The sequence below is a fragment of the Burkholderia sp. 22PA0099 genome (assembly GCF_047497165.1).
Classification (GTDB): Bacteria; Pseudomonadota; Gammaproteobacteria; order Burkholderiales; family Burkholderiaceae; genus Burkholderia.
In genome coordinates, this window is sequence record NZ_CP163164.1 from 968312 (window position 1) to 987223 (window position 18912).

Genomic DNA, 18912 nt, shown 5'->3' on the forward strand with positions numbered 1-18912 from the left:
CCGATGGCCATCAACCGCAACCCGACCGTTCGCCCGCAAACCACCGCCGCCGCCGATCAGGCGCGCCGCGCCGGCGACGCGCAGCAGAACACCGCCGCCAAGGAAGGTGCGCGGCAGGCGCAGAAAGCCACCACCTACAACGGCACGCTGTTTACCAACACCAACCAGGCGCAGAACGGCAACCAGGCCGCGCAGCGCAAGTTCGCGAGCCTCGCGCGCAACCGCAAGCGCGCCAACGTGGCGCGCGCCAAGCGCAACAACGTGGGCGGCGCGGGCGGCGACGACGACGGCGACGCCTCGTTCAAGCAGGACGACATGGACGCGCTGAACGGCGGGCGCGGCGGTGGCGGCGGACGCGGGCGCGAGCAGGAACAGGACGACACGCCCGTGGAGGCCGGCAAGGCGGGCGGCGCCGGTGCGGATGCCCAGGCGGGCGGGCCGCGCCCGGCCTCGGCGCAAACCGCGCCGCCGAGCGCACTCGACGCGATCGCGGCGAAGTTCGGCGAAGGCCAGGATGCACAGCGCGCCGAGGCGGTGCGTACTGCTTGGAACGACGCCGTGGTGAAGCTGCGCGCCAGCGCGGGCCAAGCCGACGCCACGCCTTGGGCCGCGAAACTGGCCGCCGCGATGATCGATCTTCAGCAGATCGAAATGAAGATCGGCCACGTGGGCGCCGGCGGGATTGCGGCGCTGCGGGAGCTGGCGCTGGCGGGTGGGCCTTCTACCGGGAGCCAGTCGTTCAATATGGTGCTGCCGCTCGTGATGCTGCGGGCCGAGTTCAAGGCGGGGAAATTGCGGCGGGAACGAGGTGGGGCGATTCAGCAGAGTGTGAAGGCGGGGATCTTGGGGCGGGCGGGGAAGAAGGCGGAGGGGGGAAGGGGTGAGGGGGTGGCCGACTAGCGGTTGGCGAGATTCGATAAATACAAAGCGATCGTCGCCAACGTCAGTGCAAAAAAACACCAGGCCCATCCGGAAATCGACCATCGCTTCCAGGAAACGGCATTCAACAGCATGAAAGCGATCGATGGTCCGAAAAAATAAGCGACCATCGAGGGCAAAACCCACCAAGGCACCGGGCATTTATCTATTTCATGGCATCCTGCCGACACCGCTTTCGTGGGAGCGGACTCGACATGGCTGAACAAATACAAGCAGAGCCATGTCAACAGCAGGCCGTAAGATAAACCCAGGGCACCCAGCGCGGCACGCTTCATTTGATTTCCCAAAACAATACCGTTTTCGATTTTCTCAAATCGGAATACCCGTAACTCGTCCCTGGGATATGGGCACGCTCTATCCCGATCATCCGGCCAAAAACCGAAAACACACCTTGCGCGCTGCTGATCGTGAGTCGCGAGCCGTTCCAAAGATCGATATGTCCGCCGCTGGCGTTGTCCGCCGACTCTCGATCACGAGCCCAATACCCATCGAACATGATGATACCGGTGCGGCCTTCGACCCTCGATTCCCAGTTTGTTCCCGTGATGTTTTCCGCATTGCCCATACCGGCTATCGGCTGCAATTTCAACCACTCTCCAAGCTCGTTGGCTCGGGTCGCGGTCGCCTTCCCATCGATGAGTATTCTTCCAATGCTGGGCTGCCCGCCGAGCGGCTTGATCACCTTTGACGAAAACGACTTCATCTCGATTCCAACACGATGCAGCATGACGCTCATTCGAATCGCACATTGATTTGAATATGTCGAATTATCGTAAGGATTACCCATTGGATAAGCATCCCATAGCGCCTGGAATGTAACGGCCGTCAGTTGGACATGCTTGACGGAATTAGGGGAAGCGTTGGTACGCACCACGGTTCTCGGGTTGGGCATGCCTTATGCCTCCACTTGTCTTTCAAGCGCTTCATCACCCCAGAAGACGACGTAATCATCGGCGTATGCGGAATAAATACGCGGCAAATTGCCTTCGCTGTCGAGCCGGCCAAAGTGCGTGTATCCGCCAGGTGTTTCGATGAAAAACGGATAGCCCTTCGATACCCCATTGCCTGCGGGACAGACCTGTTCGTCGTATTCGATATTCGCCGTTGCACGGAACCGGCTGCGATGCCCAGATTGAGGCGCGTCTCTCGTATCGATGTAAGAGACATATTGAGAGGCAAGCAAGCGAGGGCTTGGCTCACATTGGCATACGCATAAATCATCACTCAGCGCAGCTTCCCTGCCGTCCGGACCTGTTGACGACAAGCGCGGACCTGTACAAACGAGAGTTCCGACCGATCGACATACGGGGCACCATATCGGGTCGTGTTCATAGGCTTGTTCTTGATCATGAATCCGATCATGAGAATCACCGGCCATGACTGTTCCACCGGCAGTGGTTTTGTCTCCCTTGACGATGTCGTAACGTCGCAATTGTGATGGCCTCCATATTCAGAATCGAGCGCAACTCGATGCGAGAGCGGCGGCGATTGTGGATCAGCCATCGGGGCGCTACTCACATCCATTGAAGTCGATCAGGATAGTCGGGCAACCGTGCCGATTTACCCGGAATGCGCACGCGAATGCTGCTTCACGTCATGGAGCAAGCAATAAAACCGTCAGCCATGTCGGACATCCCACCGACGGCCCGCTACCATTGCCACTTCCTCCAGGTTCGCGAATCGAATCATCCGAATACCGCGCTGCGAGATATCCAACCCGAGCGCATAACGCAGGCCATTACCACCATGCTCTCCACGAAATTCACCCACTTCGACAGCGTCGACTACCTCCACACCTCGGCCGATATCGCTGCCTATCTCGAAGCCGCTGTCGAGAACGGCGATCCCGAGCTGATCGCCGCCGCACTCGGCGACATCGCCCGCTCGCGCACTATCAGCCAACTCGCCTGCCCCCCGGCCTGAGCCGCGAGGGCATTTACCGCCCCTTATCGGGCGACGGCAATCCGAGTTTCGCCACCTCCATGAAGATCCCCGCCGCACGCTGCCCGCGCCGCTCGTTCCGTCCAGCCGCGCCCGCGGCCTGACCCGCCCCGATTTCCTCAGCCCCCGCCCCGCCAACGTTTTCGCCCCCTTCCCCGTGAAATCCCCCCCGCCCCTGCGTTCGCATACCACGCTCCCGCTTCGCATCCTTCGCCAGCCGATCCCCGCCGACCGCCTACATTAGCCGGAACGATAGCTGAGGCTGTGACCCGACTCGACGCACCCATGAAACTGCTGCGGATTCTCACCGGCACCCACGCAGGCGCGCAATTGCAGCTCGCGCCCGGCGCGCACCGCATCGGCACGGACGATGCGGCGGACATTCGCCTGACGGACTGGCGCGGCGGCGACCTGTGGCTGACGGTGGCCGATACCGGCGTGGTGTCGGCGCAGATGGTCGCGGCAGCCCCCGGCACGCCGGAAGCGAACGCCGCGACGGCCGGCACGGCCACCAGCGGCCCGCTCGAAACGATCCTGCTGGTGGATTTCGTGCCGATGCAGTTCGACGGCACGATCCTCTGCGTGGGCGATGAAGCGGGCGTGTGGCCGTCGGACTACGAACTGCTGCAAACGCTGATGACCAAGCCGGTGCCGAAAGCCTCGCCGCTGCGCCGCCGCTACCTGGGCGTCGCGGCGGCCTGCTTCGGCGTGGGCGCGGTGATCGTGACGGTGTCGGTGCTGTCCACGGCGCAGATGAGCCGCGCAGCCCTGCCGCCGAACGCCGACGACAACGCGCACCGCGTGACCGACGCGCTGGCCGCGGCCCGCATCGAAGGCCTCGGCGCGCACGCGGTGGGCGACACGGTGGTGGTGACGGGCATGCTGGCCAGCTCGGCCGACGATGCCGCGGTGCGCCAGTTGCTGCGCCGCCTCGCCATCACCCAGGTCGCGGCGCAATACGACGTGGCGCCGCAAGTGGCGCGCAGCATCGAGGATTCGCTGGGGGTACCGGGCGCGCGCGTGCAGTACGGCGGCGGCGGACGCTTCGTGATCAAGGGCTCGGTCGGCAACAAGATGGCGCTCGACGCGGCGATCGCCCGCGTGCGCGCCGATCTCGACCCGAACGTGAAGGACATCGTCTCGGATGTCTCCGAATCGGCCGACAACGCCAGTTCGACGGACGCCACGGCCTACTCGGAAATGATCTCGGCGGACGGCGTGCAGTACGCGCAGACGCCCGACGGCGTGAAGCATATCTACGCGTCGGACCCGCAGCTCGCCTCGGGCGCCGCCGCGCCGAACACGGCCACCGGTGCGAACGTCGGCGCGAACACGGGCGTCAGTGCCCCGGCGGACATGTCGACCGACGGCGCGATACAAGGCGCAACGAACGGCGCTGCCGGCAGCGCGGCGAACACGGCGGCAAACAGCGCCAACGGCACGCCCGACGCCAACACCGCCGCCGATGCAACGGCTACCGGCAACGCACCGGCCACGGCCGGCCGCAACAGCGGCAACGCCGGCAACCGCGCCCACGGCGCACGCAACACCAAGAGCGCGCGCAACGCGGCCAACCCGCAGGAGCCGCCGAGCAACGCCAACGAATTCGTGCCGCTGCCGTCCGCGGCAGCCGACGTACCGGCCGCAGCCGCGCCGCAAGGCGCACCGGCCCGCTCGTATGCGCCGATGCTCGCATCGGCACGCTGCCCCGATGCGCCGCCGGCGCGCCGGGCCGAATCATCGTCCCGGCCGCCGGCTTCGCCGATCGCGAGCTGAGCCGACACGTCACCACAGGGATCGAAATCATGTACGAACCGCTCGAACCGCACGCCAAGGATTTCAACGACATCCGCACGCTGCTGAACGCGCCGGACAGCCAGGCCCGCGTCAACGCATTGCGCGCGGCGCTCGACGCGACCGCCGAGAAGATCGGCGCGACCCCGTCGACCAACGAACTCGACCGCAGCAATCTCGCGAAGCTGTATCGCGGCTTTCTCGCGACCTCGCGCGCGCTCGCCAAGCTGCAGGAGCAGCGCGCGAACGCGTCGTAACCCATTCGCGGGCGGCACGCCGCCTTCGAACGCTGCCCGGCTCCGTGCCCGCCACGGCGTGACGGAACCGGACCGGCATCGCAGTGGCAACACCTGTAGTTCCTTCGAAAACCGAACTTCCTAGACTCGCGAGGTAACACCATGCCTTCTCTCGGTAATATCAGTTCGCTGGCCGGCTCGGCCTCCAGTTTGGCCAGCACGGCAGGCAACGTTGCAAGCGGCGCAGCCAACTCGGCAGCCGGCTCGGCCGATTCGGCATCGACGCAATCGCAGATGCAAGGCATCAGCAACCAGATGAACCAGATGACGCTCGCTTCGGCGCAGATGCAGCTCCAACAGAGCATGGCGGCTTCGCTGGCGAACGTGATGAAGAGCGGCGCGAGCAACGTCAAAAGCGCATCGCAAGGCGGTTAATGACACACGCGGGCGTCGCGTCACGCGGCGCCGTCGTGGCGGCGGTTTCGCCCGGCTTCGGGCGGCCGCCCTTTTTGTTTTCCGTTGTCCCCCCCACCCGGCCTTCCCAGTCCAGCCCAGTCCATCGCATGAGCTCAGACCGTTATACCTGGTTGATCGAGGATCTCTGCGCCGTCATCGGCCTGCCCGACGTGCAGGACGTGTTGACCACGCGCGCGATCGAGGTCGAAGGTTTCGACGTCCGCCTCGATTACTTCGATAACGACATCGACGCGATGTACGCGAACTTCCATTACGGAACCGTCACCGCCGGCAGAACCCTGACGATTTTCCGCCTGATGCTCGAAGCGAACCTGCTGGTTTACGCGCAGGATCAGGCACAAATGGGGATCGACACGGATACCGGGAACGTGGTACTGATACTGCGCATTCCGTTCGACAGCGGCGTGGACGGTGCGGAACTGGCCGACCTGCTCGCCCATTACGCAGAGCATGGCCGCTACTGGCGGCGCAACATCATGGAATCGAGCGACGACATGTTCGACGGCATCGCCTCCGGGGAGTACGTCTGGTTGCGCGCATGACCGTCCAGCGCCGCTCGGCCGATCAACCCGAGTCAGGCGTCCCGTGTAGTCCCCGATGTCGAAATCCGATTCCCCACGCGCGCCCAACCGGCGCAGCGTGCTCGCGCCGTCCGATACCCCGGCCGGCCGCACGATCGCTTTTTCCCGCTTCTGGCTGCTGCGCGATGCGGGCCTGCTGATCGCCGACGGCGAAATCGTCTCGATCGGCGCGCGCCCGCTCGCCATCCTGATCCTGTTGATCGACGCCAACGGCCGCGCGGTGGCCATCACCGCGCTGCGTGAAGCGGCGTGGCCCGGCCTCGAAGTCGACGCCAATACCGTCCAGTCCCAGATTTCCGCGCTGCGGCGCGTGCTCGGCGACGATCGCGACCTGATCGAAACCGTGCCGGGCCGCGGCTACCGCTTCGCCGGCGACCTGCGGGTGGTCGATCAGCCCGACGTGGACGGCGGCGAACGCCCGGCCCGCGACGCCGCCGCCGCGCCCGCCGACAGCCCCGCTCCGCTCGACGACGCACCGCTCCAGCCCGCGCCGCTCGCGCGCGACACGCTCGCCCAGGCCCAGCCGCACGACCCGTCGCCGTTCGTCGGCCGTCACGCCGAGCTGGCCGAACTGCTGGCCACCGTGCCGGCCGCGCGCACCGTCACGCTGACCGGCGCGGCCGGCATCGGCAAGACCCGCCTCGCGATCGAGGCGGCGCGCGGCCTCGCGCCGGGCTTCCCGGACGGCGTGGCCTACGTGCCGCTCGCCACGCTCTCGACGCCCGACCGCGTGGTACATGCGATCGCCGATGCGCTCGACGTCGACACCGCCGGCGGCGAACTCGATGCGTACCAACTCGCCGACACCTTGCGGGAACGCCGCCTGCTGATCGTCATCGATCACGTCTCGCCGCTGCGGCATGCGGTGGCGCGCGTGATCGAGCAGTTGACGGCCGCCGCGCTCGGCGTGCACGTGCTGGCCACCGGCGACGCGCCGCTCGCGGTGCTCGGCGAACGTACCATCGCCGTCGCGCCGCTCGGCGTCTCGGCCGACGCGCACCAGCCCGACGACGCCGGCAACAGCGATGCACTGGCGCTGTTCTTCTCGGCCTTCCTGCGCCGCCAGCGCCGCGATGGCTCGCCCGGCGCCACGCGCCTGCCGGCCGATGCGCTGGCCGCCGCCGCGTCGATCTGCGCGAGCGTGGACGGCATGCCGCATCCGGTCGAACTGCTGGCCGCCGATCTGGCCGTCGCGCTGGCCGCCAGCGGCGAGGTGCGCTCGACGTTCGTCGGCGCCGCGACCGAACTCGACCGCTTCCTCACCCAGCGCTCGGGCGCGCGGCGCCGGCTGCTGCCGCATGGCGATCTGCAACTGGCGTGCGTCGAATTCGTCTACGGCCGGCTCGACGCGGGCACGCGCAGCACCTTGCGCCGGCTCGGGCTGTTTCATGGCGCGTTCGACGAAGCCACGGGGATCGAGCTGCTGGTGGCGTTCGACCGCGCGCTCAGCCTCGACGACACGCCGGCCGAGGTGGCCGGCCGGCGGCTGCGCAACCTGGTGGCGGCGGGCCTCGTCGACGAGGTGGAATGCGACGGCGAACTGCGCCTGCAATTGCCGCCCTCGGTGCGCCGCTTCGCGCTGGCGACGCTCGCGCGCACGCCCGAACGCGCCACGCCGGGCGCGCTGCACGCGGCGCAGATCGCGCGCAGCATGGCGCGCCGCTTCGGCGCGGGGCCGTTTCTCGCGCCCCCTTCGGTGCGTCACGATCTGGCCGACCTGCGCGCCGCGCTCGACTGGAGCATCGACAACGGCAAGCCCGAACTCGGCGCGGACCTGCTCGACCATTCCGCGCCGCTGTGGGTGCGACTCGTGCTCGGCGACGAATACGTGGGCTGGGCGCGCCGCGTGGCGGTATGCGGCGACAACGGCGCGGTGCGCCGAATTCGCCCCGAGATGCGGGTGGCGGCGGCGCTCGCGAACGCGCTGGCCTGCAAGCGCAACGCGGCCAGCGAGGCCGCGCTGCAATGGCAGCGCGCCTATGAGATCGCCAGCGCCTGCGCCGACAATTCCACGCGGCTGCGCGCGCTGCTGCACCTGTTCTTCCGCGCGCAGATCCGCGGCGAAACCGAGCGCGCGCGCGAGCTGTCGCGCAAGTATTCGGAGATCGCCGACGCCGCGCGCTGGCCCGCCGCGCAGCACAACGCACAGCTCATCGAGGGCATGCTGCGCGCCTACACGGGCGATCTGCATCAGGCGATTCCGCTGCTCGGCGGCACCGCCGGCGACGCCGCCAACCCGCCCGAAGTGGTGCGCGAGGCACGCGCGCTGGCCACCCGCCACGGCCTGTCGCTGCACCTGATCGCGAACGCGGCGCTGTCCACCGTGCAATGGCTGGTGGGCGGCACGCCGCGCGATTGCGAGATCCCCGACCTGATGGCCGCCGACAACGAACCGCTGTCGTGCTGCGTCGCGCTGCGCCACGCCTGCGCGCTGGCCGTGGTGGAAGACGACGTGACACGCGCCGAGGCCTACGCGGCGGCGCTCGTCGAGCTGGCCAGCTCGGCCGCGCCGCGCCGCTGGCTGCGCACCGGCCTCGACGTGCAACGCTGGCTGGTGGGCCGATCCGGCGATCGGCAGGCCGCGCGCGCCCTGGTCGCGGAAATCGCCGGGCGCTTCGAATCGCACCGCGTGCCGCCCGTCGAGCTGGCATTCGTCACCACGCTGCTGCCGTCGATTCCGTTCGAGGCCGAGCCGGTGCTGGCCGACACGCTCGCGAACGGCATCGCGCAGGCCGCGCGCCGCGCCGACCGCACCGGCGAACGCTGGACGCTGCCCTGGCTGCTGCATCTGCAAGGGCGGCTGTCGCGGGCGCGCGGCGAGGCGTCCGAGCTCACGCGCCGCGCGCTGCTCACCGCGTTGCGCTGCGCCACCGAGCAGGGCGCCTATCGCATCGTCGAACGAATCCGCGCCGATCTCGACGCGCTCGACGGCACGCCCTGAGAAGTCGCGCCCGGCGTAGCCCGCTTCGCATGGCGCGACATGGCTTCCGATACCGTGAGGGTCGTGACTAATGGATGTCACGCAGGCGCCCTAGCATGGCACTCCATCCCAACATGCGGGCCTCGCGATGAAGCGCGAGGCCCGCATGGCGCCACGGAGCCTCGATGCCGTCGTTCAAGTCCGTCCTCGCCCGCATCGGTGGGACCGCGCCCGCCGAGCCGCAGCAGCCGGCCACGCGCGGCGTGCCCGGCGTGGCGCACGTGGTGCCGGGGCAGGCCGCACCGACCACGCAGCCGGCCGCGCCGCTGCCGAACCGGCGTGATGCGACCCGGCAGAACGCACCGGCCGACGCGCGCACGGCGGGCGACCCGGCCCATCCCGCACCGAACCACGATGCCGCACGCCGCCAATTGGGCACCACCCGCCTGAAGGCGATGTTCTCGCGCTCGGGCGGCCACAACGCCAACCCGAACACAGCTCGCACGCAAGCGGGCGCCTCGCGCGGCGTGGCCGCCAGCGTCGTCACGCACGTGCAGGCCGCCAGCTCCGAACTGTCCACGCCGTTCCATCAGCGCATCAGCGCGAACCGGCCGATCGGCGCCAGCGAATACGTCACCGGCGGCGCGCGCTACGCGGCCGACCCGAAGGCCTCGCACGCCGAGGCCTTGCGCCGCCGCGCGGGCAAGAAGGCCGGCGCGGCACTGAGCGGCGCGCTGCCCGCCGTGCCCGAGGACGATCACGAGGATGCCGACGAGCAGGCGATGCGGATCGAATCGCTCGACAGCCCCGACGCGCTGCGCACCCAGGTCGACGTCTGGTTCCCCGAGCCGGCCGGCGTGCAGCGCGTGAACGGCGGCGACAACGCGATCCTGGCCGGCCGCCTCGCGGGGCTCGGCGCGCCCGATGCCGCGCCCTCCACGCAACGCGGCGCGCTGCTGGCCATCGCGTTGCGCAGCGCGGGCGCAACAAGTTCCACGGACGCGCGCGCGATCCTCGATGAAATGTCGCGGCTCGATTTCTCGCAGATGGATCAATCGACCAGCGCGAACCCGGCCGGCGCGAGGCAGCCGATCGACGAGACGCGCGCCCGCGCCTGGCTCGCCGCGCGCACCCTGTCGCGCACCGAGGAAGGCTTCGACGCGCTGCAGGTGCTGCGCGGCCCGCGCCCCGACGACACGCCGCTGCGCATCAACGCGCAGCGCACCATGCTCGAAGCGGCCGATCACGCCGATCCCGGCCCGCACGACGCGCTGACGCCCGCCAACGACCCCGCGCCCGGCGCGGTGCAGGCGCGCAACGTGGCGGCGGGCGGCACGCCCACGCTGGCCGCGCGCGCGTTTTCGGCGGCGGCCACCGCGAACACGCACGGCGTGGCGCAGATGAGCGCCGCGCACAAGGGCGACTTCTTCGCGTGGCGCCAGCACTATCGCGAGGACGGCCCCGGCACGCCGCTGGCGAAGACGCGCTCGCGTCTGCACAAGTTCACCGGCAAGGCGCTCGACCAAGCGGGCGAGACGCGCTGGAAGACCTTCGCCGCGCGCTCGGTCGGCAAGCACCGCGCGCCGCTGGCCGCGCTGCGCGGCGGCACGCAGGACGTCACGCGCGCCACCATCGCCAAGGAACAAAAGTCGCTCGCCAAGCTGGCCGAGCATCGCGGCGCGCTGCTCGACCGGCCCATGATGCAGCCCGCCGCGACGCTCACGCACGCGCAGCCGGGCCACTCGATCGCCGAGCTGGCGGCGCTGCATGTCTGGTTCGATCAGGGCGGCTTCAAGACCGGCCAGCCCGATGCCGCGCAAACCAGGCTGATCGTCGCGAAGGCCAACGAGATGCGCAACGCGCTGGCCACCGAGGATCTGTCCGCCACCCCGGAGTTGATGCCCGCACGCGACGCGATGCTGCGCGACACGGCCGGCTGGTCGGGCCGCAACGCGCAGCAGGACCCGGCGTTCCGCGCGCTCGGCACGGTGCCGTTCAACGCGCAGCGCATCGCCGGCTGGACGCAGCGCGCCGGGGTGGAGGACGCGGATTTCATCGGCGCGGTGGATACGCTCAGGAGCGACACCAAGAACCTGCCGCAAACAGTCGCCACGCCGGGCCAGGAAGGCGTGGTGGCGGCGCTGTCCGAGGTGGTCAGGACGATCCCGTCCGGCGCGCGGCTGCGCATGCAGGACGGCAACCGGTTCGGCTTCAGCACGCGCGGGCTGTCGGCCAACGTCGGCAAGCTGCTCAGCGTGCACGGCGTGCCGATCCAGCCGCGCGTGGACCTTCGCGCGGCCGGCAACCGCTCGGCTCTGGTCGAGTTCGCGCGCAGCAACTACGGCTCGGAAATCTTCATGGGCACCGCCAAGGGCATCAGCGCGCAGGCCGGGCTCGGGGTGCGCGTGGGCTACGACTTCGACGTGGGCCTGTCCTACCTGCGGGCGGGCGTGACGACCCAGGCCGTGCTGCACCAGCAGGAGCGCAACGAGCCGAGCGGCGTGTCGCTGCGGGTGGCGCGGCGCGTGCTGCCCGACGGCTCCAACTTCGACGACCGCACGCTCGAAACCAAGTACGCGGCGCTGTTCGAGCATCTGGTCGACAGCTCCGCGACGGCGCGCACCGGCAACGAGGGCGACACCTGGAACCGCCTGGCAGACCAGTTCCTGGAAGATCCGGACATCTCGGTCGGCTGGACCGACGGCATCGACGACACCGTGCGCCGCGGCGGCACCGTGGACGTGGGCGTGTACGGCGGGATTCCCAAGACGCCGCTGTCGGCCGGCATCGGCGTGGGCGCCGGCTATACGGCCACGCGCCGCCATACGCGCGAGGTTCACGACGACGCCGGCGCGCTGCAGGTCGAGCAGCATCGCTCGGGCAGCGGCGCGCGCTGGGTCGCGCGCCTGACCGGCGGCCTGAGCGGCTCGGTGTCGCTCGGGCCGAAGGCGCACGACGTGGGGCTGGGGCTGTCGTCGATCGACACGCCGTCGGCGATCCTCGCGCTGACCGATTCCGGCATCGAATCGCGCGTGCAGATCGCGCGCGACAACGGCAAGCTGGTGCCGCGCTCGTGCCTGGTCGACGTCGAATACAAGTCGGCCGAGACGTTCACGCACGCGGTGGACGCGCAGGCGGGCGCGTGGCGCGACCTGTATGCGCTGAAGTCGCTCAAGGCGCAGGGCGTGGATGTCGATACCGCCACGCCCGCGCACTGGGCCACCGCGCACGAGGCGGCCGACCGGAAGATCGACACGCTGCTCGGCGACGCGCGCGCCAACTCGGCGCCGAACCAGACGTTCTTCCATCGCTTCCGGTTGCGCGACAGCGCGGCCAGGCAGATCGACGCGCTGACCGCCAGCGACGCCGTGCACGGCCAGCCGACCGCGAGCGTGGCGCGCCGGATCGACGACATCATGACGAACCCGGCGTCGTGGATCGCGTCCGACCTGAAGGTCAAGGAACAGAACGCGATCACCACGCGCACGGGCCTCAACGCGGGCTTGATCGCGACGTCGGTCACGCAGGTGTCGGGCGAGCACGAGATCGTCTCGGAGTCGGCCGATTTCGCGGATCTCGACAAGCTCGAGCGCTATCAGGAGCGGCAGGCGGCGGCGGTGGTGGTGCCGCCCGTGGTGGTGCCTCCGCCTGCGGTGCCTGCGGTGCCGGTGCCGCCCGTGGTGCCGCCGCGCTCGGCGATGCGGCCGCCGCCGCCCGCGCGGACGCCGCCTGCAGTGCCAACCGATGTGCGGCAACAGCAACGGCCTGTCGTGCCACCTGCGCCCACGCGTACTCCGCCTGCGGTGCCGACCGACGCGCGGCAACAGCAACGGCCTGTCGCGCCGCCTGCTCCGACGCGCACCCCGCCTGCGATCCCAACCGACATGCGGCAACAGCAACGGCCTGTCGCGCCGCCTGCGCCCACGCGCACTCCGCCTGCTGTGCCGACCGACGCGCGGCAACAGCAGCAGCCTGTCGTGCCGCCGGCTCCCACGCGTACCCCGCCTGCGATCCCAACCGACGCGCGGCAACAGCAACGGCCGATCGTGCCGCCCGCTCCCACGCGTACCCCGCCTGCGATCCCAACCGACACGCAGCAACAGCAGCGCCCCATCGCGCCGCCGCTCGCGCCATCGACATCGCAACGCCGTCCGCAATCGGCCCTGCCGCCGATCCCGGCGCGCTCGCCGTTGCGCCCGCCGCCGCCTGCGCCCGCCATCCCGCCGCGCTCGCCGCTGCGTCCGCCCCCGCCCGCGGCCGGCGCCCGCACCGGCCTCGACAGCCTGCTCGATCCGACGTCCGCTGCCGGGTCGAGCACCGCGTCGCGCTTCCAGTCGTTCGACGCACTGAGCGGCACCGCCACCCCGCGCACCGCGCCGCCGACGCGCCCGGCACCGCCACCGCCCACGCCCGGCAGCAGCACCGGCCCCGGCACCGCCCGCACGAGCGCCGCGAGCACCGCCGCTCCGCCGACGCGCCCACCCGAAACGCCCTACATCGACCAGGACGGCGACACGTTCTTCGACGCCCGCGACAGCTTCGACGCGAGCGATGAACAGGACCCGCCGCCGCGCGCCTGATGCGTCCCCGCATCCAGCACGCCACGATGTAATGCAGATGTCGGATCGGCCTCCCGCGCGGCGGCCTCTTCGTCATGCACGACGCACGTTCGCGTTTTGCCGCCGGCGCGCGCCCCATCTCGCTACTGTTGCCGAACACTGGAACACTGGATCAGGTCGATGCATGTGCCATGCACCGGCGACTCGATCCTTACGAGAGGGCCTCATGGCAACCAACAGCATCTCCGGGCGCACCAATACGCCGCCCATCGGCGAGTCGTCCACCCCGACCGATCACACCACCACCCACAACACGACCAACGCGCCTACCACGCGCGCCGGCAACAACGCGCTGTCGGATCTGACCTCGCAGCGTCAGGAGGGCGGCTCGCGCCTGAGCGTGCGCACGCGCCCGCAGACGCAAACCACCGCATCGTCGTCGACCGCCGCGTCCAGCTCGGCGGCCGCCGCCGCGCGCCGCAACGCCCAGCACCCGCCGCCGCCGCGCATGCAGCGCCGCCCGACGCATCCCACGCACGCCACGCAGCAAGAGCGCACGATGCTCGGCGAAACCGATTCGGTCAGCCTCCACAGCCTGCACAGCATCCACGAGACGGACATCACCGACGCGCCGGCCGAGTTCAGATCGGAAGGCCTGAGCCAGCTCGAAGCGCAGATGCACGACATGATCGAGGCGTTCGACGTGTCGCACGACCCGGTGCGCCTCGACGCGAACATGGCCGTGCTGCACCAGGCGATCGGCACCGACGACAGCGCCGAGCCGAGCACGCCCGAGCAACGCAAGATGGTGCAGAGCGTGCTCGATTTCGCCAACGACATCGTCAACAACAACTTCGAGAATCCGGTCGGCAAGTTCGTGACCTCGGCCGCGCACTCGATCGTCGCGCGAATCCCGACCGTCTACGGCCCGACGTTCCTGCGTCAGTTGACCGGCCAGAAGCTCGGCGAACTCCTTAGCGACGACAAGGTGTCGAAGGACGTGAAATCGATGATCGGCCTGATGCTGACGGCCGCGCCGATCGCGCTGCTCGTCACCGGCATGATGCGCGACAAGGAAAAGGGCATCGCCACCAACACCAGCCGCAATTCGCGCCTCGCCCTGATGGCGGTGGGCAGCGTGATGGGCCTGGCCGCGGTCGGCACCGGCAGCATGGCCGGCGCGTCGGCCAGCCTGGGCGCGTTCGTGCTGTATTGCGCGATGCGCGACGGCGTGCAGCAGTTCGTCAAGCTCGATCCGAAGGAGGAAAAGACGCCGAGCTTCGCGCAATCGCAAGCTGCCGGCACGGCCTACGTGGCCGACCAGATGGTGGTGGGCTCGGGCATGTCGTACACGTCCAGCCCGTCGGGCGCGGGCGCGGCCGGCCAGGTGCTGCAGACGGACCACTCGGCCGAGCGCGCCGGCTGGAACATGTTCGGCGAAGTGGCCGACGACCTGGTGTCGAACTCGATCACCGCCGGCGGCGCACCGGCCCTGAAGGCCTCGCTCCACATGCCGACGCTCGAGGAGCTGAAGAACACCGCCACCGGTGCGTTCCCGGCCCGCGCGACGCTGTTTACGGCCAGCACGCTGCTCTCGCAGATCGTCGCCGACAAGACCACCGGCCTCAGCGAAGGCGCGCAGACCAACGTCAACAACCTGGCCGTGGCGCTGCTGCTCGGCATGGTGATGTACGCGCCGTTCGCGCAGATGGGCAGCACCAAGAAGACGGAAGGCAACGCGTCGGTGCACGAGGTCGATCACAGCGACGACAGCGATGCCGACGGCGGCCCGATCCTGCCGGTCGCCACCGGCACCTCGGCGCAGCAACAGCAAGGCTCGCTGCTGCAACGCCGCAACACGGCGGTCTGACGCGTTGCCTGACGAGCCGGCGTCACGCCGGTTCGCTCGGGTTCGCTCGGGTTCGCTCGGGTTCGCTCGGGCCTGCTCGGGCCTGCTGCCGGCGCGGCAAGCTCGCGCGGCCCCCCTCGCCCCAGCGTCGCACCCGGCCCATTGCGGCCCGGGCGCGACGCCGGGGCGAGATTCGTTTACAGCGCCGGAGCGGCCCGCTATCGTGTGCCGTTCCCTCTTGCCGCTGCCCGCCATGATCAATCTGCTCGACCGCATCTGGAACCTGCTCGACGAAGGCGCGAACGCGGGCCGCGAGCGCTCGCCGTTCACGATGCTGCAGGCGGCCACGCTCGGCCTCGACGGCGCGCCGCAGGTGCGCACCGTGGTGCTGCGCGGCGTGGATCGCGCGGCCCGCACGCTGATGTTCCATACCGACGCGCGCTCGGCCAAGGCCGCCGAAATCGCCCGCGACGGCCGCCTCGCGCTGGTCGGCTGCGATCTCGCCAACGGCTTGCAGATCCGCGCCGAAGGCGTCGCCAGCCTGCGCGCGAGCGAAGCCGAGCGGCTCGCGATCTGGCGATCGAGCCGGCCGCGCACGCTGATCCTCTATCGCGCGCCGCTGCCGCCGGGCACGCCGGTGGCCGAGCCGACCGACGCACATCCGCCGGCCGCGCCGGACGGGGCCGAGATCGATGCGATGGAAGGGTTCGCGCAGTTTGCCGTGATCGACGTGCGCATCGACGCGATCGACTGGCTCGATCTGGCGGCGGATGGCCACCGCCGCGCACGCTTCGTGTATGACGCGGAGGGTGGGCAAGGCGCTGGAGGCGCCGGGAATGCTGCGGGCATCGGGAGCACGCAAGGCGTGGCGAACACACGGAGCGCGGATGGCGCACAAGGCTGGCGAGGCGGCTGGGTCGCGCCCTGAGCGTCCTGAGCACCCTCAGCACCCTCAGCACCCCTGAACCGTCCCGAGCGACCCAGCGCTACACCGCCTGCCCCACTCAGATCCGCAGCGCGTCCGTCCCATGGCTGCGCCGATCCTGGTCGCGCTGCGCAAGCAGCCATTCGCGCAACGCGCGCCGCGCCTCGGTGTCGGCCGTCGCTTGCGGATACACCACATAGAAACCGAGCGACAACGGGAACGAAAAATCGAGCACGCGGCGCAGCCGCCCGGCCGCGATGTCGCGCTCGACCAGCGGCTCGCTCATCAGCGCGATGCCTTGCCCGTCGATGGCCGCGTCGATCGCCAGCGACGACTGGTTGAAACGCGGCCCCTTGCCCGCGTCGACACCCGGCCCCGCCGCCAGCGCATCGAGAAACTCGGGCCACAGGTCATGCGCATCGTGCAGCAGCACATGCGCGGCCAGATCGCTGCCGCATCGCACCGGCGGCGAAGCGTCGAGCAGCACCGGCGCGGCCACCGCGAACACGTCGAGCGGAAACAGCAGCTCGGCCGCCAGGCCCTTGCCGAACGGCGGCTTGCCGAGCCGGATCGCGATATCCACGCCATCGCCGCGAAACGTCGCCAGTTTTTCATCGGCGATCACCCGCACTTCCAGCGTCGGATGCGATTCGCGCAAACGCGCGAGACGTGGAATCAGCCACTTCGACGCGAACGACGGCGCGGTGGTGATGGTCAGCGTCGAGGCCTGGCGGGTCAGCGTATCGGTTGCGTCCGCAACGATCGTGAACGCACGCTGCACGGCCGGGAAATAGGCGCGGCCATCGGCCGTCAACGCGAGCCCGCGCGGCAGCCGCTCGAACAACCGGCGCTGCAGCACGTCCTCCAGGTGGCGCACCTGCTGCGCCACAGCGCCTTGCGTCACGCCGATCTCTTCGGCGGCGAGCCGGAAATTGAGGTGGCGCGCGGCGGCCTCGAACGCGCGCAGGGCGTTCAGCGGCGGCAGGCGGTGGTGGCGAGCGGAGCGCGACATGATGGGCGGCGAACAGGGCAAAAGGCGGGGCGGCGCGAAGCAGGCATTCTAGCGCCGGCCGGGCGTCGCGCCCCGGCAAGGCAGGCAGCGCCGGGGCACGCCGCCCACGCGATCGTGCCGGCAACATCGAGCAAACCGAATCATCGAACCGCGTTTTTCGCCCCGCCTCCGGGCTGGTAGACTTGCATACGGCGCAAACAGCGCCGCCACGCAGGCAGGGTGCTCGGCGCCCGCGCGAGCGTCGGAACCGTCCGCCACGGCGGACGGCGGGGTCCGACGGCGTGCCGCCTCTTCGAGGCACGGCATGCAAGCCACCTCCATCGCCTGTCCGATTCCAAATAAGCGCCGCCGGCTCGCCGTGTGCCGGCCGCGATCCGACGAAGGTACGTCAAGTGCAGAGCAGGACCGAAGTGTATTCGTTGCCTCGCGGGCGGCTGGCGAGATGGCTGGCCGAACCGGGCCAGGACATGCCGCCGGAAATCCGCGTCGCGCTCGTCGGCACCCTGTTCGGCACGCTGCCGATCTTCTTCGGCGGCGTATTCAATACCATCGCCGTGGCCTGGGCGCTCGAATCGCGTCACCCTTCGCTGCCGTTCCGCATCTGGCTGATCGGCGAAATCCTGATCTGCGCGATCCGCCTGGTGGTGCTGGTGCTGTCGCGCCGCCGCGCGCTCCAACACCGCGATACCCCCACCGACCTTTATCTGAACCTCGCGCCGCTGTGGGGCGCATCGGTGGGCTATGGCGCGTTCATCAGCGCGTTGAGCGGCGACTGGGTGGCGGCCACGCTCTCGTTCCTGTCGGCCGCCGCGATGGTGGGCGGCATCTGCTTCCGCAATTTCGCCGCGCCGCGGCTGGTCGCCGTGATGATCGTGCTGTCGCTCGGCCCGTGCGCGCTCGGCTCGCTGCTGTCGGGCGAAAAGGTGCTGTGGCTGTCGCTGATCCAGATCCCGTTCTACCTGTTCGCGATGAGCGTCGCCGCGCGCCGCCTCAACGCGATGCTGATCTCCACCATGAAGGCCGAGCGCGAGAACAACCACCGCGCGCATCACGACATGCTGACCGGCCTGCTCAACCGCGCCGGCCTGTTCCAGGCCGCCAACGGCAAGGTGCGCACGCGCATGCGCGCCGGCATGACGCTGTTCTATCTCGACCTCGACGGCTTCAAGCCCGTCAACGACGCCTACGGCCACGAGGCCGGCGACATGCTGCTCGCGCAGGTGGCCGAACGGCTGCGCCGGCTCGCCGGCAAGGACGCGCTGGTGGCGCGCATGGGCGGCGACGAATTCGTGATCGTCGACGAATGCGACGCGTACGGCACGCCGCGCGACTTCGCCCGCACCATCGCGCTGGAAATCGCCAAGCCGATCGAACTGGGCGGCGACATCGTCGCGACGGTCGGCGCGAGCGTCGGCATCGCGCCCGTCACGGCCCGCGACACCGATATCGACACGCTGCTGCGCATCGCCGACGCGGCGATGTACGACGCCAAGCGCAACAACAAGCGCGGCGACACCGAAACCGCTGCCTGAGCGTCGGCCCGGCGCGACTTCGGCTCGCGCCCCCGCTTCCATGACCACAACAAGTCGGCGCGCGCCCTGCGTCGCGGCCGCGCCACGGCGGGCCGTGACGGCTCGCTTCCACGGTAGGCTGTGCGTCTCGCCCGGTTTCCCGCCCCG

The 18912-nt window shown here is 69.7% G+C and carries 15 protein-coding genes; 11 read left to right on the plus strand and 4 right to left on the minus strand.

Translation table 11 applies throughout. From position 1 onward, the window contains the following. The first annotated feature begins 3 nt into the window (after nucleotides 1-3). A complete protein-coding gene (locus AB4851_RS04260; protein WP_414448572.1) occupies nucleotides 4-900 on the plus strand; it encodes a hypothetical protein in 897 nt (298 codons plus the stop codon). On the opposite strand, the gene AB4851_RS04265 is transcribed toward AB4851_RS04260, so the two are convergent. From AB4851_RS04265 to AB4851_RS04275, 3 genes are read right to left on the minus strand one after another with little or no spacing between them, the layout of a single operon-like run. Further along, nucleotides 897-1214 carry a hypothetical protein gene (locus AB4851_RS04265; protein ID WP_414448573.1) on the minus strand — a complete coding sequence of 106 codons (318 nt, stop codon included), beginning with the start codon at nucleotides 1212-1214 and terminating at the stop codon, nucleotides 897-899. The genes AB4851_RS04260 and AB4851_RS04265 overlap by 4 nt on opposite strands. Further along, nucleotides 1211-1831, minus strand: a complete 621-nt coding sequence (locus AB4851_RS04270; protein WP_414448574.1) for a type VI secretion system amidase effector protein Tae4 — start codon at nucleotides 1829-1831, stop codon at nucleotides 1211-1213. The genes AB4851_RS04265 and AB4851_RS04270 overlap by 4 nt, the downstream gene beginning before the upstream one ends. Nucleotides 1832-1834: 3 nt before the next feature. Next, nucleotides 1835-2371, minus strand: a complete 537-nt coding sequence (locus AB4851_RS04275; protein ID WP_414448575.1) for a PAAR domain-containing protein — start codon at nucleotides 2369-2371, stop codon at nucleotides 1835-1837. 149 nt (nucleotides 2372-2520) lie between these two features. Between AB4851_RS04275 and AB4851_RS04280 the strand changes: the two genes are divergently transcribed. The 9 genes from AB4851_RS04280 to AB4851_RS04320 all read left to right on the plus strand — a co-directional run bounded on the left by AB4851_RS04280 (nucleotide 2521) and on the right by AB4851_RS04320 (nucleotide 16224). Continuing rightward, nucleotides 2521-2862 (plus strand): DNA-binding protein, encoded by a 342-nt coding sequence (locus AB4851_RS04280; protein ID WP_414448576.1) that lies wholly within the window; start codon nucleotides 2521-2523, stop codon nucleotides 2860-2862. Nucleotides 2863-3165: 303 nt separating this feature from the next. Further along, nucleotides 3166-4656: a type III secretion protein gene (locus tag AB4851_RS04285; RefSeq protein WP_414448577.1), complete on the plus strand. Its 1491-nt coding sequence runs from the start codon at nucleotides 3166-3168 to the stop codon at nucleotides 4654-4656. 29 nt (nucleotides 4657-4685) lie between these two features. Next, a complete protein-coding gene (locus AB4851_RS04290) occupies nucleotides 4686-4931 on the plus strand; it encodes a type III secretion protein (RefSeq protein ID WP_206131309.1) in 246 nt (81 codons plus the stop codon). A gap of 141 nt (nucleotides 4932-5072) precedes the next feature. After that, nucleotides 5073-5345 carry a hypothetical protein gene (locus AB4851_RS04295; protein ID WP_414440798.1) on the plus strand — a complete coding sequence of 91 codons (273 nt, stop codon included), beginning with the start codon at nucleotides 5073-5075 and terminating at the stop codon, nucleotides 5343-5345. Between the two features lie 128 nt (nucleotides 5346-5473). Then, the gene (locus tag AB4851_RS04300; RefSeq protein ID WP_206131310.1) at nucleotides 5474-5929 is read left to right on the plus strand and encodes a CesT family type III secretion system chaperone; all 456 of its coding nucleotides are present in this window, start codon (nucleotides 5474-5476) and stop codon (nucleotides 5927-5929) included. Between the two features lie 55 nt (nucleotides 5930-5984). After that, on the plus strand, nucleotides 5985-8909 hold the full coding sequence (locus tag AB4851_RS04305) for an ATP-binding protein (RefSeq protein ID WP_414448578.1): 2925 nt from the start codon (nucleotides 5985-5987) through the stop codon (nucleotides 8907-8909). 164 nt (nucleotides 8910-9073) lie between these two features. Next, nucleotides 9074-13468 (plus strand): autotransporter, encoded by a 4395-nt coding sequence (locus AB4851_RS04310; RefSeq protein WP_414448579.1) that lies wholly within the window; start codon nucleotides 9074-9076, stop codon nucleotides 13466-13468. Nucleotides 13469-13673: 205 nt separating this feature from the next. Continuing rightward, nucleotides 13674-15317 carry a hypothetical protein gene (locus tag AB4851_RS04315; protein ID WP_414448580.1) on the plus strand — a complete coding sequence of 548 codons (1644 nt, stop codon included), beginning with the start codon at nucleotides 13674-13676 and terminating at the stop codon, nucleotides 15315-15317. 232 nt (nucleotides 15318-15549) lie between these two features. Beyond that, complete coding sequence (locus AB4851_RS04320; protein ID WP_414449133.1) at nucleotides 15550-16224, plus strand: pyridoxamine 5'-phosphate oxidase family protein; 675 nt, start codon at nucleotides 15550-15552, stop codon at nucleotides 16222-16224. Nucleotides 16225-16300: 76 nt separating this feature from the next. Here the strand turns inward: AB4851_RS04320 and gcvA are convergent, their stop codons facing one another. Then, a complete protein-coding gene (gene gcvA / locus AB4851_RS04325) occupies nucleotides 16301-17233 on the minus strand; it encodes a transcriptional regulator GcvA (RefSeq protein WP_414448581.1) in 933 nt (310 codons plus the stop codon). A gap of 392 nt (nucleotides 17234-17625) precedes the next feature. Between gcvA and AB4851_RS04330 the strand changes: the two genes are divergently transcribed. Beyond that, nucleotides 17626-18765, plus strand: a complete 1140-nt coding sequence (locus AB4851_RS04330; protein WP_414440792.1) for a diguanylate cyclase domain-containing protein — start codon at nucleotides 17626-17628, stop codon at nucleotides 18763-18765. Nucleotides 18766-18912 lie beyond the last annotated feature (147 nt).

Excerpts from the sequence above, each read along its gene's own strand:
- AB4851_RS04260 (WP_414448572.1), top strand. The coding sequence starts at position 4 with ATGGCCATCAACCGCAACCCGACCGTTCGCCCGCAAACCACCGCCGCC.
- AB4851_RS04265 (WP_414448573.1), bottom strand. The coding sequence starts at position 1,214 with ATGAAGCGTGCCGCGCTGGGTGCCCTGGGTTTATCTTACGGCCTGCTG.
- AB4851_RS04270 (WP_414448574.1), bottom strand. The coding sequence starts at position 1,831 with ATGCCCAACCCGAGAACCGTGGTGCGTACCAACGCTTCCCCTAATTCC.
- AB4851_RS04280 (WP_414448576.1), top strand. The coding sequence starts at position 2,521 with ATGCTGCTTCACGTCATGGAGCAAGCAATAAAACCGTCAGCCATGTCG.
- AB4851_RS04285 (WP_414448577.1), top strand. The coding sequence starts at position 3,166 with ATGAAACTGCTGCGGATTCTCACCGGCACCCACGCAGGCGCGCAATTG.
- AB4851_RS04290 (WP_206131309.1), top strand. The coding sequence starts at position 4,686 with ATGTACGAACCGCTCGAACCGCACGCCAAGGATTTCAACGACATCCGC.
- AB4851_RS04295 (WP_414440798.1), top strand. The coding sequence starts at position 5,073 with ATGCCTTCTCTCGGTAATATCAGTTCGCTGGCCGGCTCGGCCTCCAGT.
- AB4851_RS04300 (WP_206131310.1), top strand. The coding sequence starts at position 5,474 with ATGAGCTCAGACCGTTATACCTGGTTGATCGAGGATCTCTGCGCCGTC.
- AB4851_RS04305 (WP_414448578.1), top strand. The coding sequence starts at position 5,985 with ATGTCGAAATCCGATTCCCCACGCGCGCCCAACCGGCGCAGCGTGCTC.
- AB4851_RS04310 (WP_414448579.1), top strand. The coding sequence starts at position 9,074 with ATGCCGTCGTTCAAGTCCGTCCTCGCCCGCATCGGTGGGACCGCGCCC.
- AB4851_RS04315 (WP_414448580.1), top strand. The coding sequence starts at position 13,674 with ATGGCAACCAACAGCATCTCCGGGCGCACCAATACGCCGCCCATCGGC.
- AB4851_RS04320 (WP_414449133.1), top strand. The coding sequence starts at position 15,550 with ATGATCAATCTGCTCGACCGCATCTGGAACCTGCTCGACGAAGGCGCG.
- gcvA (WP_414448581.1), bottom strand. The coding sequence starts at position 17,233 with ATGTCGCGCTCCGCTCGCCACCACCGCCTGCCGCCGCTGAACGCCCTG.